General features: G+C 70.5%; 8 protein-coding genes. 3 read left to right on the forward strand and 5 right to left on the reverse strand.

What is annotated here, in order from left to right:
• Positions 1-10 precede the first annotated feature (10 nt).
• From JI746_RS13465 to JI746_RS13480, 4 genes are all read right to left on the reverse strand, one after another.
• Positions 11-2,572, reverse strand: coding sequence for a CshA/CshB family fibrillar adhesin-related protein (locus JI746_RS13465; RefSeq protein WP_201690130.1), 2,562 nt, complete (start codon positions 2,570-2,572; stop codon positions 11-13).
• Positions 2,569-8,577 carry an SdrD B-like domain-containing protein gene (locus JI746_RS13470; RefSeq protein WP_201690131.1) on the reverse strand — a complete coding sequence of 2,003 codons (6,009 nt, stop codon included), beginning with the start codon at positions 8,575-8,577 and terminating at the stop codon, positions 2,569-2,571. The genes JI746_RS13465 and JI746_RS13470 overlap by 4 nt, the downstream gene beginning before the upstream one ends.
• Positions 8,578-8,690: 113 nt before the next feature.
• Positions 8,691-11,372, reverse strand: coding sequence for a beta strand repeat-containing protein (locus JI746_RS13475; protein WP_236599823.1), 2,682 nt, complete (start codon positions 11,370-11,372; stop codon positions 8,691-8,693).
• Between the two features lie 52 nt (positions 11,373-11,424).
• Positions 11,425-11,904, reverse strand: a complete 480-nt coding sequence (locus JI746_RS13480; RefSeq protein WP_201690133.1) for a DUF11 domain-containing protein — start codon at positions 11,902-11,904, stop codon at positions 11,425-11,427.
• Positions 11,905-12,259: 355 nt separating this feature from the next.
• On the opposite strand from JI746_RS13480, the gene JI746_RS13485 reads away from it, so the two are divergent.
• Positions 12,260-13,408 (forward strand): alpha-hydroxy acid oxidase, encoded by a 1,149-nt coding sequence (locus JI746_RS13485; protein ID WP_201690134.1) that lies wholly within the window; start codon positions 12,260-12,262, stop codon positions 13,406-13,408.
• Here the strand turns inward: JI746_RS13485 and JI746_RS13490 are convergent.
• The gene (locus tag JI746_RS13490) at positions 13,402-14,430 is read right to left on the reverse strand and encodes a BLUF domain-containing protein (protein WP_201690136.1); all 1,029 of its coding nucleotides are present in this window, start codon (positions 14,428-14,430) and stop codon (positions 13,402-13,404) included. The two genes, JI746_RS13485 and JI746_RS13490, sit on opposite strands and share 7 nt — an antisense overlap.
• Before the next feature lie 128 nt (positions 14,431-14,558).
• On the opposite strand from JI746_RS13490, the gene JI746_RS13495 reads away from it, so the two are divergent.
• Both JI746_RS13495 and JI746_RS13500 read left to right on the forward strand, forming a co-directional pair.
• The gene (locus JI746_RS13495; RefSeq protein ID WP_201690445.1) at positions 14,559-15,779 is read left to right on the forward strand and encodes a Y-family DNA polymerase; all 1,221 of its coding nucleotides are present in this window, start codon (positions 14,559-14,561) and stop codon (positions 15,777-15,779) included.
• A 99-nt stretch (positions 15,780-15,878) separates the two neighbouring features.
• Positions 15,879-16,142 carry a hypothetical protein gene (locus JI746_RS13500; protein WP_201690137.1) on the forward strand — a complete coding sequence of 88 codons (264 nt, stop codon included), beginning with the start codon at positions 15,879-15,881 and terminating at the stop codon, positions 16,140-16,142.
• Positions 16,143-16,145 lie beyond the last annotated feature (3 nt).

The raw sequence follows: 16,145 nt of genomic DNA on the forward strand, positions 1-16,145 counted from the left end.
CCGCCGCCGCTCACTGGTCCAGCCGGACCTGGTAGGTGACGGAGAGCTGCGCCCCGGCCGGCAGCGCGCCGGTGAAGGTCCAGCGCACGCCGCCCGCCGTTCCGGCCGCCGGCTGGCTGCTGACGCTGCAGGCGGTGACCCCGGGCGGCAGCACTCCCGGGCAGGCCGCGTCCACGAAGGTGGTGAAGGCCGCCGTGCTGTCGTGGATCGCCAGCGTGGTGACCGGGCTGCTGCCCTGGTTCTGGGCGATCAGCGTGTAGAGCAGGACGTCCCCCGGAGTCGCGTTGACGTGGGTCGCCAGCCCGCCGCCGCGCGTCACGTTGCTCACGCGTTTCTGCAGCACCAGCGCCACCGGTTCGCCGACGGTGGTGAAGTCGGTGACGGTCACCGTTGCCGCGAGGGCGGGAGTGGCGTTGGTGAAGGTGAACTGCGCGGTGACGGTCAGCGTGTTCTGGGCACCGAGGGGCGCGCCCGCCGGGACGAACTGCTTGACGATCAGGCACACCTGGTCGCCCGCATTGACGCTGATGGCGGCCGACAGCACCGGCTCGGTGTTCTCCAGCGTCGCACTGCAGTTCGTGTCGCGGTAGATGATGCTGGTCCAGCCCGAGATCGCCGGCTGCGCCGCGGCGCTCACCGAGAACGCCACCTGGCCGCCGCTGCCGGCGTCGAAAGTATGCGGGTAGAACACCGCCGTGCCCGGCAAGGCGGACTGCGTGCCGTTGGGTGCGAACTCCGGAGACGCGACGAACCCGATGGCGACGCCGGTGTACTGCTGGCCCGCGACCGGGGTGAACACGAGGTTCGGGCGCGTGAAGGTGCCGCCGGTCGTGCCGGCACTGCCGCCGCTGGCGATCTGGCCGGCGGGCACCTGCGCCGGGCCGATGGCCAGCGTTCCCGTGCCTGCGGGCAACCAGAGCGTGAAGCTGCCGTCGCCCGCCGTGACGGCGCTCGCGACCATCGTGCCACCGGAGAGGGCGCGCACCGTGAGGCCGGCGATGCCGGCTTCGCTCGCCTGCCGCGCACCGTCGTTCGCGATGCCGCCGCCGGTGCCGAGGTCGGCAAAGACCGAACCGGTGAGGCGCGAGCCGTTGAACAGGCCGAAGTACTGCGGCGGCTCGGGATTGGTGCCGCCGGCGACGCTGATCGGCACGGAGCCGCTGCCGTTCTGAATGCCGATCCAGCCGGTGGGCAGGGTCGGCGTGATGTCGCTCAGGGTGTTGTTGGTATCGAGCACCAGGCAGTAGTCGCCCCCCGGCACGCTGGGGAAGTTGAACGCGCCCGTCGCCGCCGTCACCGTGGCCACCTGCTTCGCCGGGCCGGTGCACGTTCCGGCCGGGTTCGGCACCAGCTTGACGTACAGGCCCGACACGCCGGTGCCGCTCTCGGCCGCGTCCTGCGCGCCGTTGCGGTTGGCATCGCTGTAGACCGTGCCGCCGACGGAACCGGGGATCGGCGTGCTGGTGAAGGTGCAGGCGATCGAATCGCCGTACTTCAGGCTGCTGAAGGTGTACGTGTTCACCGCCTGGTTCACCGGCAGCGGGGTGGTCGACGAGGTATTGGCGTTGACGCAGGTGAGCGACGTCGTGTAGCTGGCCAGCGTGCCGATGCTGCCGGGGGCCATGGACTGCACCACCTGGAACGGGTAGCTGGCAGCCACCGTGGGCATCACCGCCGGGGCGAAGCCCGTGAGCGTGGTCCCCGAGGTGGCACCCGAGACGAGCGTGGTGCCCGTTCCCGTCCGCAGGGAATACGCGAGCTGGTCCGCGGGATTGGAGCGGCTGCCGTTGAACTGCGACACCACCGAGATCGATGCATAGCGCACGCCGATGATCACGCCCTGCAGGCCGCCGCCGTCGATGGTGGCGCGGATGGTCGTCGGGTTGCCGTCGGAACGGTAGATGTTGCTGCCCACCGTGCCGCTGACGCCGGTCAGGGTCACGGTCTGGCCGCCGTTGGTGATGCTCTGCGTGGGGAAGGTGTTGCTGGTTCCGTTGCGGATCTGGGCGACCCGCGTCCAGTCGTTGCCGTTCGTATTGAACACCAGCGTCTCGCCGGCGTTGGAGGATTCGCCGTCGGCCACGATGATGGAGTAGTTGGCCGTGCCGCCGGTGGGCGGCGTGACCACGATGTTGGTCAGATTGACGCGCGCGGAGCTGGCGTTCTTCGCGTTGTACAGAACGGGCTGGCCGGGGATGCCCATGAACGCCTTGTTGCCGAACGCCGAGTCGCTCCACGACGGCACGCCCACCGCGGTCACGGCGGTCTCGTTGTTGCCGACGCCACTGAGGCTGTCGACCACGACCTTCAGCGAGATGCGGGTGCCATCCGGCAGGTCGAAGCGGAAGGACTGCCCTGCGCCGCGGGCAGTGCCGTCGTTGTAGCCCGAGAAGTCCAGCCAGCAGTAGTCGCGGTAGTCGGACGGCGCCGTGCCCGCCTGCAACGCGGGGTTGCAGGTGCTGACGGTCTGGGCCTGGACCCTGCCCGGGCCGCCCAGGGCCAGCAGCAGGGCCACCGCGACGAGCAGGAAGGCGCGCCAGGCGCAGCGGACGAAGAGCGGGGCGCGGCTCATGGCTTCCTGGCGGGCGGCGCGTCGGGTGCGCCCTGCTCGGCGCCCAGCAGGTTCTCGTCGAACTTGTAGCGCAGGCGCAGGTAGGCACCGCGCTGCGTGTAGCCTTCGCCGGCCAGGTCCGCGGCGTTGAAACCCCGGAAGTTGTAGCCTACCGACAGCCACAGGTTGTTCATCACCATGTAGCCCAGTTCCAGACCGAGCGCGCTTTCGGCGGCGCCATCGCCCCAGAGGCGGTAGCCCTGCACGCCGACGTCCCAGCGGGAGCCCAGGTCCCAGGTGGAGCGCACACCGGCCAGGCGCGTGTGCGAGGTGCTGGCGAGGCCTTCGCTGCGGTCCTGGGCGCGCTTGGCGGCCAGCCGGACGCGCATCGTCCAGTCGGCATTCGGCTGCACATTGAGGTGGGTGGAGAAGATCAGGGAGGATTCGTCGCGCCGCGCATCGGCAGCCTGCGTATTGTCGCGGTCGTCGCGGTACTCGACGCGGGCGAGCGCGTTCCACTTGTCGCTGTCCACCGGCCGATAGGCGGCTCCTGCCTGCGCCGTCACCAGCCGCCGCTCGCCGCTGCCGTCGGTCTTTTCGTCGGTGTGGTACAGCGCCCGGTTCAGGAGGGTCCACTCCGCACCGAGCTTCTGCACCGAGGCCGCCGTCAGCAGCCAGCTGCGCGAGGTGGCGGAAGTCTGCCACTGGGCCTGGGCGGAGGCCTTCCAGTGCGCCGCCGACGTGTAGTCGACGCCAACGCTCAGGGCGGTGGAGTCGTCGCTCGCGGCGCGGCCGGCCAGGTGCTTGATGCGCTGGAAGGCGCCGCTGATCCCCAGCCCGCTGTCGAGGCGCACGGTGCGGCGCAGGCCGACGGCCGCTTCGCTGCTGCGGCCGTCGATCGCGTCGCCGACCCGGTATTCGTTGAACAGCTGGGTGGAGTCGGGCAGCGTCGTGTCGATCCCCGCCACGGTCGAATAGCGCGAGAAGTCGGTGCTGAGCGTGTACGGTCCATTGAGGCTGTTGATGAAGTCGTGCCGCAGGTACGCCTTGCTGCTCGCGTTCAGCGCGTAATTGGCGCCGATGCCGATCTCGCGCCCGCCGCTGCCGTCGATGGCGAATTCGGCCAGGCCGAAGACTTCCGCCTGCGGCAGGCCCGGCACCGGCGCGGTCAGCTTCAGCCGCGCGCTGGTGTAGCCGGATGGTTCGGTGGACGCACCGGCGGCGGGCGGGACCACGGGCTCGATGACGGGGCTGCTGGTGCCGGGCAGCGCCGGGCCGGTGGCCGCCGCCTGCGCGTTGCTGCTGCTGTGGCGCAGGCCGACCTCCAGCTTGGCGTTGCCTCCCAGGCTGTGTTCCAGGCGCAGCTCGGCGCCGGTCTGCTCGGCGCCCGTGGCACCGGTGGTGGTGCGCAGGGCCTCGCCGACGATGCGGTTGCGCTCGTCGATGGTGTAGGCCGCCTTGGCGCCGTACTGCGCCTGGCCAGCCGACTGCGGGCTGCCCGGGTTGAAGAATCCTTCATCGCTGCGCGAGGCCCAGGCGTGGGCCTGCAGGCCTCCCTGCTCGTGGCGCAGCTCGATCCGCTGCGCGCTGCCTTCGCCTTGCAGGTCGGTGCGGCTGTGGGCGGCTTCCGCCGTCAGCACCGTCTTCTCGCGCAGCCGCGCCTCCAGCGTCAGGCCGTGCAGCTGCTGCCGGTTGGCCGGGTCCTGGTCGCGCACGGCGAGCGCGCCGGCCGTCACGCCCGGGAGCACCTGGACGCGCACCTCCGCACCCTCCACCGCGTGCTGCGGGCCGCCGTTGTCGACGTCGTAGCCCACGCGCACGAACACCGGGTTGAGGTCCGCATCGACGCTCGGCACCGGGTCCTTCAGCAGCAGCAGCCCGCCGAGCGCGTCGATGGAGTAGTCCGTGAAGCGCTCCAGTGGCGTCTCTTTCAGGATGCGCGAGAGCTGGTCGCGGCTGCGGGTGACGATGCGGACCTGCTCGCTGTTGGCCACCGCGTTGGCATCGAGGCGCAGGGGTCCCGAGGTGCCGTTGGCGCGGAATTCCTGCACCACCTGGGTGGCGGCGGTGCGGCTGGCGAAGGCCTCCGCGGTGACGGTGCCGTTGCTCCAGTGGCCCTTCACGCCATGCAGCGCGCGGGCGTACTGCGTGAGCTGGCGCGCGGGGTTGTCGCTCTGCGTGGCGAAGTCGCCGGCCAGGGCGTAGTTGCTGCCGTTCTGCAGCAGCACGTAGAGGCGCCCGCTGGACTGGGCCTCGAAGCCGCGCACCGAGGAGTCGCCGTACACCGGATAGAAGCGATCCGGCTGGATGTCGCGCAGCAGGCGCGTGTCGGGCTTGTCCGAGTCGTAGGCCAGCGTCAGGAGGCTGGATCCGAGGACCTTGCCCTTGAGGAACAGGCTGGCGCGGGCGCCGGCGTCGTTCCTGCCGCCGTCGAAGCTGCGCGACAGGCTCTGGATCTGGCGCTCGAACACGTCCCCGCCTTGCGCCGGGTGCAGCGCCGCGGGGCTCAGGTTGCGCAGGTTGATCGCGCCTTCGATGATGCCCGCGGCAATCAGCGGCCGCAGATTGGGCACGAGTTCGGCCTGGGCACGGCCCTTGGCCAGCCCGACGTCGGCCGTCACCTCCAGCGGCCCCGGCTGCGCCGGCGGCAGCAGCAGGAAGCGGCCGGAACCGCCCTCCACGAACACCTGCATGCCGGGCTGCGCCGGGTCGGCATCGGTCACCTGCCACTGGCCCGTACTCGCGTGCAGCGTCACGCGGGTGCGCGCCACCACGGGAACGCCGTCCGCATCCTCCAGCGCGAGTTCCACCGGCACCGCGCTGGCGGCGTCGGCGACGATGCTGGCCGGCAGCGCGACCCGCACGGTCGCGAGCCGCCCTGGCGCCAGGACGGTGAGCTCCGAGCGCCCGCGCACGTTGCCGAACGGATCGAGCACCGCCACGGCCACGGTGTTGCGCCCCGGCCGCAAGTCCACCCCGATGTACTCCCATGCCGTGACGCCGGACTGCTCCAGGCTGCTGCGCTTGCCGACCTGCCGGCTGGGCACCGCCACGCCGTTGACGGTCAGCTCGAAGGTGGCGCCCAGCGGGCCCTTCACGCGCACCCGCGTCTGGGCCGCGGGCAGGACCTGGCCGTCGCGCAGGTTGACGACGGCGACCTCGGGCGAGAGTTGCGGCAGCAGTTCCTCCAGCGGCGGCTCCTGTGCCGGCGCCGGCGCGGGCGCCGCGTCGGCCGGCGGCTCCGCTGCGGACCCGGCGGGCGGCGGCTGCACGTACAAGGGGGCCTGCGTGCCTTGCAGAGCGGCCGCCTGCGAGCCGCCGGCGTCGCCGACGGCGCCGAGCGGGCTGCGCGGGGACGGGCTGCCGGGCGCCGCACCGGGGAGACCCAGGGTGCCGCTGGCCGGCAGGGTGCGGGCGTCGACGGCGGACGGCGGCGTCGTGGACAGCAGCATCGATGCCGCCTGCGTGATCTCCGAAGGCCGGTTCAGGCCTGCGCGGCGCGCGGTGAGCTGGGCGTCCAGCGCCGGGCCGCAGCCCGACACCACGAAGTCCGCCTTGTGCAGTTCGCCGCGGGTGAGGTCGACGAAGCGGCTTCCGGCATCGCCGCCATTGCGCTGGTCGAGCACTTCGAGCCTGGTACCCGCGGGCAGCGTCGTGCGGTCCACCTTGGCCACGTGGGTGCGCGGCACGAGGCCGTAGACGCTGTACTTGCCCTCCTCGTCGGTCACGGTGTAAGTGCCGTCGTCCAGGTAGATCCGCACGCCGGGGATGCCCGGCTCGCCGGCATCCTGCAGGCGGTTGCGGTTGCAGTCGGCGTAGACCTTGCCGATCACGTAGGCGTCGTCGGCGAACACGCCGCCCACCACCTGCACCTTGACGCTGGCGCGGTTGGAGGAGATGCCGCTGCCGCTCGCTTCGGCGGTGTTGATGCCGGAGCCACCCAGGCTGCCGGCGCCGATGCGCACCCGGTAATGCAGGGCGACGGTCTTCCCCTGGCCGATGGTGCCCACGGCAAAGCGCTGGCGCCCGCCGGCGACGGCTTGCGGGTCGGCCAGCGGCGCACCGTCCAGCCGCGCGCTGCCCGGCACATACGTGAAGCCGGCGGGCAGAGCGTCCAGCACTTCCACCCGCGGCAGCGGCACCTGCAGCACGTTGGCCACGCGCACCGTGTAATCGACGAAGCCGCCGACTTCGGCGACCGTCTTGCTGGCGCGCTTTTCCACCACGAGACCGCCGCTGTCTCCGGTGTCGAGCGGGACGTCGAAGCGCACCGGGCGGCTGTCGAGGCGGAAGTCGCGGCCGTAGGAGCCGGCGCTGTTGATGATGCGGCCCGCCGGCTGCAGGACCTGCGGCAGCGCCGACGGGAAGGTGAAGCCGCGCGCCGGCGTCACCTTCAGGCGGTACGTGCTGGGTTGCAGGAGGGGAAAGGAGAACACCCCGTCGGCGCCGGTCACCATCTTCGAAGGCGCAGCGGACACGCCGTCCTCCGCCAGCACCCTGGCCGGCCCGCCGGGCTGGCCGCCGTTGCCGGCGCCCGCCACGTCGATCAGTTCCACGGTGGCGCCGGCCAGCGGCAGGTTGCTGCGGCTGTCGAACACCACGCCGCTCGGGTCGACCAGCAGGTCGGTGGTCGCCCGCACGGACACGCCGCCGCAGGCCGTGATGCTGGCGGTCACGATGTCGTTGCGCAGCACCTCCAGCACGCCGTTGCCGGTGGCCACGACGTGCAGCGCGGCGTTGGCCGTCGGCACGTCGGGCAGGATGCGGAACAGGCCCGTGTTCGCGCCCGTCTCCACCGCCATGAAGACCTCGGTGTCGCCGCTCAGCTGGCTGACCACGTTCACCGGCACCGTTTCCGGCCGCAGCGATTCCGTGTTGCACATCGCCGCGTCGACCTGCACGTACAGCGGCCGACCGGCGGTGGTCTGCACGGCGGCGGCGCTGTACTGGTCGCTCGCGAAGAACCGGATGCCAGGCGCGCGCGTCGGCAACCCGAGCAGTACGGTATTGCTGCCGGCCAGCTTGCGCGTGCCCCGGTCGCTCCAGTCCGCCTGCGCCACGCCGGTCAGGGTGCCGGCGGCATTCTCGTGCACCGTCACGCTGAAGCGTCCCTGCGCCGCGCGCCCAGGCGCGAGCACGGGCAGCGCCCAGGCCACCGCGTCCACTGCGGCCGCCGCGGGCGGCGCGCTGACGTAGCTGTCGATCGCCGCGCCGACGACGTGGTACAGCAGGCGCGCCTCCGCGGGGCTGCCGGCCCGCGCGCTGGAGAAGGTGGTGTTCACCGGGATCGCCATGCGGAACCGCCACAGCGACGCTTCGGCGCCATCGACGGTCAGCGCAACCGGGCCGACGTCCGCGTTGCCGGTGTTGCTGGCCGAGACGAGCCATTCGACCGTGTCGCCGGGGCGGGTCGAGGCCACGGACGCGGCCAGCGTCACCTGCAGGGCCGCGCCGCTGGTGGCGGTGAGGGTGTCGACGTTGCGGGCCCGGGCGCCGTCCTTGGCGGTGATCGCCTCCACCACCAGCATCGCGGCCTGGCCGACGCCGGCACTCGCCGGCACCAGGCCCGTCACCAGCAGGTAGGCGGTCGCGCCCGGTTCCAGGTCGATGCCCGCCGGCCCGACCTGCGGCTCACCCGCGTCGACGCGCGCGTTGCGGTTCACGTCCTGCACGACCTGAACGTCGGAGGGAACGAAGGCGCTTCCCGCCTGCACGCTGGTGGCCACGCGGTACTTCGCGGCCACGTTGCCGGTATTGGTGAGCACGTGGCCGGCCGTGAAGGGCGTGCCGGAGGCCAGCGTGAGGGCCTGGTCGGCCGTGAGCGTGACGGCTTCGAGCGGAAGCACCACCGTGTCCACGGTGTTCGAGCTGAGGCGGACCGAATTGCCGCTGGTGGTGTCGACGAAGGAGGCGAGCGCCGTGTTGCGGATCACCGTCCCGGCCGCGGGCGCACCGGCCTGGACCGCGGCCCAGTACAGGAGCAGCAGCCAGCAGGTGAGGAGATTGCGCAGCCAGCCACGGGACATGGGGTGAAGGGGGGTACCTGCTCTGGTGGGTCGCAGAGCTTTCCGCAGGCCACCGCGATGGCCTGGGGAAAGCGGGGAAGGGCCTTCGGCCCCTCCCCTTGCCTACCCGGGGGTCACTTGTCGATGCGCACCCCGAACGTGATCACCGCCGATTGGCCCGCCGGCAGGATGCCGCCGGTGGTGTCGCTCGCGTTCATGCCGATGTGCGCCTTGATCGAGCCAGTGGCTCCCACCGCCAGCGGCGGGGCGACGATCCTGCTGTCGGCATGGCCCGAGGCGATGCTGGGGACCGTGCTGATCTTGGTGAAGGTCGGCGTGGCGTCGGACACCACCACGTTGGTCGCGTCCGCGGCGCCCACGTTGGTCACCGTCACCCGGTACAGGACGCACTGGTCCGGCTTGGCCGACAGGGTGGCCTGCGTCCAGGTGGTGATCGGCGCGACGAACTCGGGCGTGCCGTCGCAGTTCGTGTCGAGCGCCTGCTCCTTGACGAGCGTCAGGTTGCCGGCGATCACCGTGGTGCTGTCGGTGGCCACGGTGGCCGCCGGTGCCGCAACCGTGTAGGTGCCCTTCGACGTCGTCACCGTGATGGTGGCGCCGTAGACGCTGCCCGGGACCGCGCCGCTGGGCGCGATGACACGGTGCAGGACGGTGATCGATGCACCCTTGGCCAGCGTGAGGTTGAACGGACCGGTCACGATGGTGTCGTTCGCATCCAGCGCGCCGTTGCCGTTCATGTCCACGTACAGCGTGGACGACCAGCCACCCGTGGCGGGAACGTCGGGCGTCAGCGAACTCAGCGCGCCGCCTTCGTCGACGTTGCCGTTGTTGGTCAGCGTGTGGACGTAGACGTAGGAGCCGCCGGGGTAGGTCTGGCCCGTTCCGTTCGGCGTCAGCGCGACGGAGCGGACGGTGTTGACCACCACTTCGTCCTGCAGCACGTCGGCGGCGCCCGAGGCGGGAGACAGCAGGCGGAAGAACAGGCCCTTCGCGCCGGGAGCGAACCCGGTCGGAACGGACACCACCGCGCAGAAGAAGGCATTGCCGCCGGCCAGGATCGTGCCGGTGTTGGTCACGGTCGTGCCCGTGCTGCTGCAGCTGTTGCTCACCGCGGTGCGGAATTCGACCGTCCAGCCGGCAGGCAGCGTGGTACCGCCGACGGTGGTGCCGACGCTGAAGTTGTAGGTGTCGGGCGCGAGGCCGGTGTTGTTGGCGACGAGGGTGAACACCACCGTCGTGCCCGGATCCGCGGCCTTGCTCACCTGCACGGCACCGCCGGTCGCGTCGCTGACGCCGGCGCCCTTCACGCCGCTTCCGGTGACCGCATCGTTGGTGAGGTCGACGGACGCAGCAGTGATCTGGCCCAGGGTGTCCTTGCCCATGGCGCTCACACCCGTGTTCAGGGTGGACGTGGCGACCACGTTGACCTGCAGCGACGTGCCGGTGGCGTTCGGCGGCAGCGTGGCGCGCACGACCACGTTGTACGTGCCGTTGTTGCCGTTCACCGGGCCGGTGTCGATGATGCCGTCGTTGTTGGTGTCCACCAGCGGCGTCGTGCCGTCGCTCTTGAACAGCTGGAAGGACGTGCCGGCCGGGAAGTTGCTGCCCGACAGCGTGATGTTGAAGGTGTCGCTGCCGTTGCCCTTGTTGGTCACCACGTTGGTGGTGGTCACCGTCGTGCCGGCAGGGGCGGGGCTGGGCGCGAAGGTGGCGTCGCCGACGGACACGTCCGCCGTCTGGGTCACCGTGAACGCCACGCTGTTCGACGTGGACGTCGCCGACGCCGGGGTACCGCCGGTGGCGTAGTCCACGCTCGCCGTGTTGTTCAGGACGCCGGGGGCGGTGCCGCTGGCGACCGTCACCGTGAACTTCACCTGGCCGGACTGGCCCACCGTCACCTTGTTGATGGTGGCGACGAACTTCCGGTTCGCCACGTCGTAGGTGTACTTCAGGGTCTGGGTGCCGCTGGTGGCGGTGACGTTTTCCGTCAGGGCCGTCGTGCCCGTGCCGCTCCACAGGCCGGAGCCGCCATTCATCGACATGCCGGACGGCAGGATGTCGGTGATGACGACCGTGCTGGCGTCGCTGTTGCCGTTGTTCGTATAGGTCAGCGTGTACTGGATGTTGTTCGTACCGGCCGGGCCGCTGGAGACGCTGATCGACTTGGTCAACTGCATGACGGCGTTGCCGGTCACCGTCGTGGTGTCGGTGTTGCTGCCCGTCTTGCCCGTGTCACCCTGGCTGGTCGCCGTCACGGTGATCGTGTTGGTGTTGCCGGCCGTCGCGGTCGTCGGCACGGTGCCGCGCACGATGAACTTGAAGGTCGCACCGGCGGCCACGGTGATGTCCTGCGTCGACGTGATCGGTGCACCGGTGGGCGCGCCGCTGCCGTTGTCCGCATAGATCTCGATCGCCGACATGGCGGGGCTGTTCGTCTGCGACGTGGTCAGCCTGAACTTGTCGCTGCCGTTGCCGGTGTTGGTCAGGGTGTGCGGGTAGTACACGACGCTGCCCGGGGTGGCGGTCTGCACGCCGTCAGTGGCGAGCAGCAGGCTGTACACCTGCGTGACCGTCGTCTGCACCACGTTGGAGCTCACGGTGCGCGAAACGCCGGAGCCGTCCGAGTACGTGGCGGACGCCTGGTTGCTGATCGACACGCCGGCCGTCGGGGCGGCGGCGCGGGCTGGCGTGGGCGCGAGCCACAGCGTCAGCAGCATCAGGACGGCGACCGCCATCCAGCGCATGAACGGGGCCCACGGCGCCGGGCGCGGTGGGCTGAGAGGCACAGCATGCATGGTCTTGTTTCTCCTGGGAATCGTTGGAATCGGTTTGGCGGGTGCCTGCCGTTCAGGGCTTGGCGGCCGCGGTCTCCGCGGCAGCGTCGATGCGAACACGCAGGGCGACGGCACGCTGGCCCGAGGCGGGCAGCGCGCCGAGGTCCCAGCGCACGAAGCGGTAATCGGCCAGCGGCACCGGCTCCTGGCGGGTGCTGCCGTCGGCCTGGCGCACGGTGCGCATCAAGGGCATGGCGGCGAAGCGCGCGCCATCGGTCGACGCCTGCGCGCCGGCGGGATCGGTGCTGGCCTCGACGAAGGTCGTGCCGGCGGGGATCGGGATCGTGGCGGCGAGCTTGTCGGCCGCGGTCTTGCCGGTGTTGCGGTAGGTCGCGGTGTACGCGACCAGGTCGCCAGGCTTGACGCTGTCCGCCTTCGTCCTCGAAAGCTGTCCGGAGGGCGCGGCAACCAGTTTCTCGGCGACGAGCTGGCTCTGCACGCTGGGTTGCGCCCAGGCGGCGCAGCCGAGCGCCGCAAGGGCTCCCGCGACCAAGGCCGCGCGGAGGGTGGATCGATGGCTTGTCACAGGATGGTCTCCGGATTTGCGATGAAGGACAGTCGGCGAGCAGGGGCGACGGGCACACGGCGGAGGCGAACGATACGAGAACGTAACGACATGTGTCAATTGCAAGCTGAATTCGGCGGGAATTTACGTTCACCTCTACCTTGGGGGTGATTTCACGTCAGTTTGATTAAGTGATCGACCTACACTGTTGGCAAACACAGGCAGGCGCGTTCCAGGCGGTCAGCGATGCGCGACCGGCGGCGGCAGGGGTTGTTTCAACGCAACAGCGAAGCGCGGCGGCGAGCCGCTACGATGGCGCCCGTCCGCCGAGGAGGAGACCGATTTGCCAGTCATCACCAACATCGAGGACCTGCGGGTCCTCGCGCAGCGGCGGGTGCCGCGCATGTTCTACGACTACGCCGACTCCGGCTCGTGGACCGAGAGCACCTACCGCGCCAACGAAGCGGATTTCGACCGCATCCTGCTGCGCCAGCGGGTGGCCGTGAACATGGAGGGCCGCAGCACCCGCACGACGATGGTCGGCCAGGACGTGGCGATGCCCGTGGCGATCGCGCCGACGGGGCTGACCGGCATGCAGCATGCCGACGGCGAGATCCTCGCGGCGCGCGCGGCGAAGAAGTTCGGCATCCCGTTCACGCTGTCCACCATGAGCATCTGCTCGATCGAGGACATCGCCGAAGGCACCGATCGCCACCCGTTCTGGTTCCAGCTGTACGTGATGCGCGACCGCGCCTTCATCGAGAACCTGATCGATCGCGCCAAGGCAGCCGGCTGCTCCGCCCTGGTGGTCACGCTGGACCTGCAGATCCTCGGCCAGCGCCACAAGGACCTGAAGAACGGCCTGTCGGCTCCGCCCAAGCTGACCGTTCCCAATGTCCTGAACATGATGACCAAGCCGCGCTGGTGCCTGGGCATGCTGGGCACGAAGCGGCGCCAGTTCGGCAACATCGTCGGCCACGTCAAGGGCGTGGGCGACATGGGCTCGCTGTCGGAGTGGACCGCCAAGCAGTTCGACCCGCGCCTGTCGTGGAACGACGTGGAGTGGATCAAGAAGCGCTGGGGCGGCAAGCTGATCCTCAAGGGCGTGCAGGACGAGGAGGATGCGCGCCTGGCCGTCGACTCCGGCGCCGACGCGGTCATCGTCTCCAACCACGGCGGCCGCCAGCTCGATGGCGCGCCCTCGTCGATCGCCGCCCTGCCCCACATCGTGGACGCGGTGGGCGGCCGCATCGAGGTGCACATGGACGGCGGCATCCGTTCCGGCCAGCATGTGCTCAAGGCGCTGGCCCTGGGCGCACGCGGCACCTACATCGGCCGCGCGATGCTCTATGGCTTGGGCGCGATGGGGCAGGAGGGCGTGGAGAAGGCGCTGGCCATCATCCGCAACGAGCTGGACCTGTCGATGGCCTTCTGCGGCCGCACCGACATCCGCGAGGTCGACCGCAGCATCCTGCTGCCGCCGAACTACTGACCGATCCGCATCCCGCCGGTGCCGGACATGAGCGAGCTGTTGGCCGCCTGCTGCCAGTGCATCAGCAGCGGCTGCACCTCCGCCCAGCTGGCCTGCGGGTCGCGCGAATCCGCCAGCGCCCGCAGATAAGGAATGCCGTGGCGGCGCGCCAGGGCCGCCGGCAGCGCATGCATCTCGGGGCGGCTCACCACGCCGATCAGCGCCGGCGGATGCGGCAGGAATTCGTAGGCGCGCAGCACGCGCTGCAGCAGCTGCTCGTTGCGCTCCTGGTCGATCGACAGCAGCAGCACGAAGTGCGAGTAGTCGGGGATGAAGGCGCGCGTGAGCGGCAGGTGCAGGCCGTGGCGCGCCATGGCGATCACGCGCCACACCCGGCCTTCCTGCTCGAAGTCGACGTAGTCGGTGCCGACATCGCGTTCGACGGCGCCCGCGAAGCGGCGGTGCACCACGTCGACCTGGTGCTCCTCGCCCAGCCAGGCCACCAGGTCGAACGAGCCCATGCCCGAGGCGCCGCAGACCAGCACGCGCTGGAACGCGTCGGGGTCCTGCTGGCGCGTCGCGCCGGGATGCTTCATCGGGGTCGAGAGCCGGCGCCAGACGGCGGCCGGGGAAAACTGCAGTCCTTCGTCGACCTGGTGCTTCAGTTGCTGCACCCGCATTTCCATGTCGGCGGGCGTTTCCCCGCACTGCACGATGGCCATGGACCAGGGGCCGGACAGCAGGCGCGGGCCGCGGCTGCGGTGCACCACGCGCAGGTCGAAGTGGCGGACGTCGCCGGCGACGCGGTCCATGATCTTCTGCAGGGCCGGCGCGGGACCTTCCTTCCATTGCACGAACCAGCCGGACTGGTGCAGCAGCGCGGTGGCGATGCCGGCCGGCTCGTTGTGCTTCACGGCGCTGGCGCGGATCCGCTCCATCTCCTGGTACACGGAGTGGCGGATCGCGGCCTGGCTGGCGTACATGATGCGCGCCACCGGCCCTTCGGCACTCGCGGCGCCGTGTGCTTGGTCCCAGGGATCCATGGGCGGATCATCCGGACAAGGGAACGAGAACGGTTTGTGTTACGTCAAGCGCGTAAGCAGAAAGGTCCAGATCTCCGGCCGTGGACAATGCGGGGGTGACCGCCCGCCGCCGCATCGCCCACCTCGACATGGACGCGTTCTTCGCCTCCGTGGAGCTGTTGCGGTACCCCCAGTTGAAGGGCCTGCCGGTGGTGATCGGCGGCGGCCGGCGGGGCGCGGATGACGCGCTGCTGCAACGCTACGCCGACCGGCCGCTGTCCAGGATCCCCGTGGAAGCCTTCCCGCTGCTGCGCGACTACGTCGGCCGCGGCGTGATCACCACGGCCACCTATCCGGCCCGCCAGTTCGGCGTCGGCTCGGCGATGGGCATGATGAAGGCGACGCGCCTGTGCCCGCAGGCCATCGTGCTGCCGGTGGACTTCGACGAGGTGCGCCGTTTTTCGCGCACCTTCAAGGCGGTGATCCGGGAGATCGCGCCGGTGATGGAGGACCGCGGGATCGACGAGGTGTTCATCGACTTCACCGAGGTGCCCGGCGGGCAGCGCGAAGGCGGCCGGGTGCTGGCGCGCCTGATCCAGAAGTCGATCTTCGAGGCGACCGGCCTGACCTGCTCGATCGGCGTCGCGCCCAACAAGCTGATCGCCAAGATGGCCAGCGAATTCGACAAGCCGAACGGCATTTCGGTCGTGTTCGAGGAAGATCTCGCCAGCAGGATCTGGCCGCTGCCGGTGCGCAAGATCAACGGCATCGGCCCCAAGTCGGGCGAAAAGCTCGCCGGCCTGCACGTCCACACCATCGGCGAACTGGCCGCGCAGCCGCGCGAGTGGCTGGTCGACAACTTCGGCGCTGCCTACGGCGCCTGGATGCACGACGCCGCCTGGGGCCGCGACGACCGGCCGGTGGTCACCGAAAGCGAGCCGGTCTCCATGAGCCGGGAAACCACCTTCGAGCGCGACCTCCACGCCGTGCGCGACCGCGCCGAACTGGGCGCCATCTTCACCGACCTGTGCACCCGCGTGGCCGACGACCTCCAGCGCAAGGGCTACGTGGGCAAGACGATCGGCATCAAGCTGCGCTACGACGATTTCCGCACCGCCACCCGCGACCACACGCTGGAGCACTACACGGCCGATGCGGCCCTGATCCGCCGCACGGCCGGCCAGTGCCTCAAACGGGTCGACCTGCGCCAGCGCCTTCGACTGCTGGGGGTGCGGGTCGGCAAGCTGGCGCGGGCCGAAGCGCTTGCCACGCCGGCGCCACCTTCCGGGTCGGACGAAAGCTCCCCGCGCGTGGCCGAACATACGCCCGACCTGTTCCAGGATGCACGACCCGCGCCGGACGTCGGCTGACAGGCGAACCCGCCAACCGGTGCCTTGACCGTCCTGACGCGGAACTTACACTGGTCCTCGAGCCCCGCCGCAGCGGTGGCGCAGCGGGAGAGCTTCAAAATGGACCTGGACGCACTGCAGCGCATCAAGCGATGGCATGTCGCCAACGCGAAGGACCATCCGGTCGAGTACCACATCTGGGACGTGATGCTGACGCTCTGGATGGTCGGTTGGGTCGGCTGGATCCCGGCCTTCACCTTCGACGCGCTCTGGAGCGCGCCGCTGCTGGCCGTGGCCATGTCGGCACCCACCATGTACGTCACCTGGCGGGCTCGCGCGCACCGGGCGCGCCGCCTGCGCTGCGACTGGATCGGCGTGCGCTGAGCG

The organism is Ramlibacter alkalitolerans (genome assembly GCF_016722765.1).
GTDB classification, from domain to species: Bacteria; Pseudomonadota; Gammaproteobacteria; order Burkholderiales; family Burkholderiaceae_C; genus Ramlibacter; species Ramlibacter alkalitolerans.

Coding starts and splice junctions, on each gene's coding strand:
- JI746_RS13465 (WP_201690130.1), bottom strand. CDS start 2,572: ATGAGCCGCGCCCCGCTCTTCGTCCGCTGCGCCTGGCGCGCCTTCCTG.
- JI746_RS13470 (WP_201690131.1), bottom strand. CDS start 8,577: ATGTCCCGTGGCTGGCTGCGCAATCTCCTCACCTGCTGGCTGCTGCTC.
- JI746_RS13475 (WP_236599823.1), bottom strand. CDS start 11,372: ATGCATGCTGTGCCTCTCAGCCCACCGCGCCCGGCGCCGTGGGCCCCG.
- JI746_RS13490 (WP_201690136.1), bottom strand. CDS start 14,430: ATGGATCCCTGGGACCAAGCACACGGCGCCGCGAGTGCCGAAGGGCCG.
- JI746_RS13495 (WP_201690445.1), top strand. CDS start 14,559: ATGGACGCGTTCTTCGCCTCCGTGGAGCTGTTGCGGTACCCCCAGTTG.
- JI746_RS13500 (WP_201690137.1), top strand. CDS start 15,879: ATGGACCTGGACGCACTGCAGCGCATCAAGCGATGGCATGTCGCCAAC.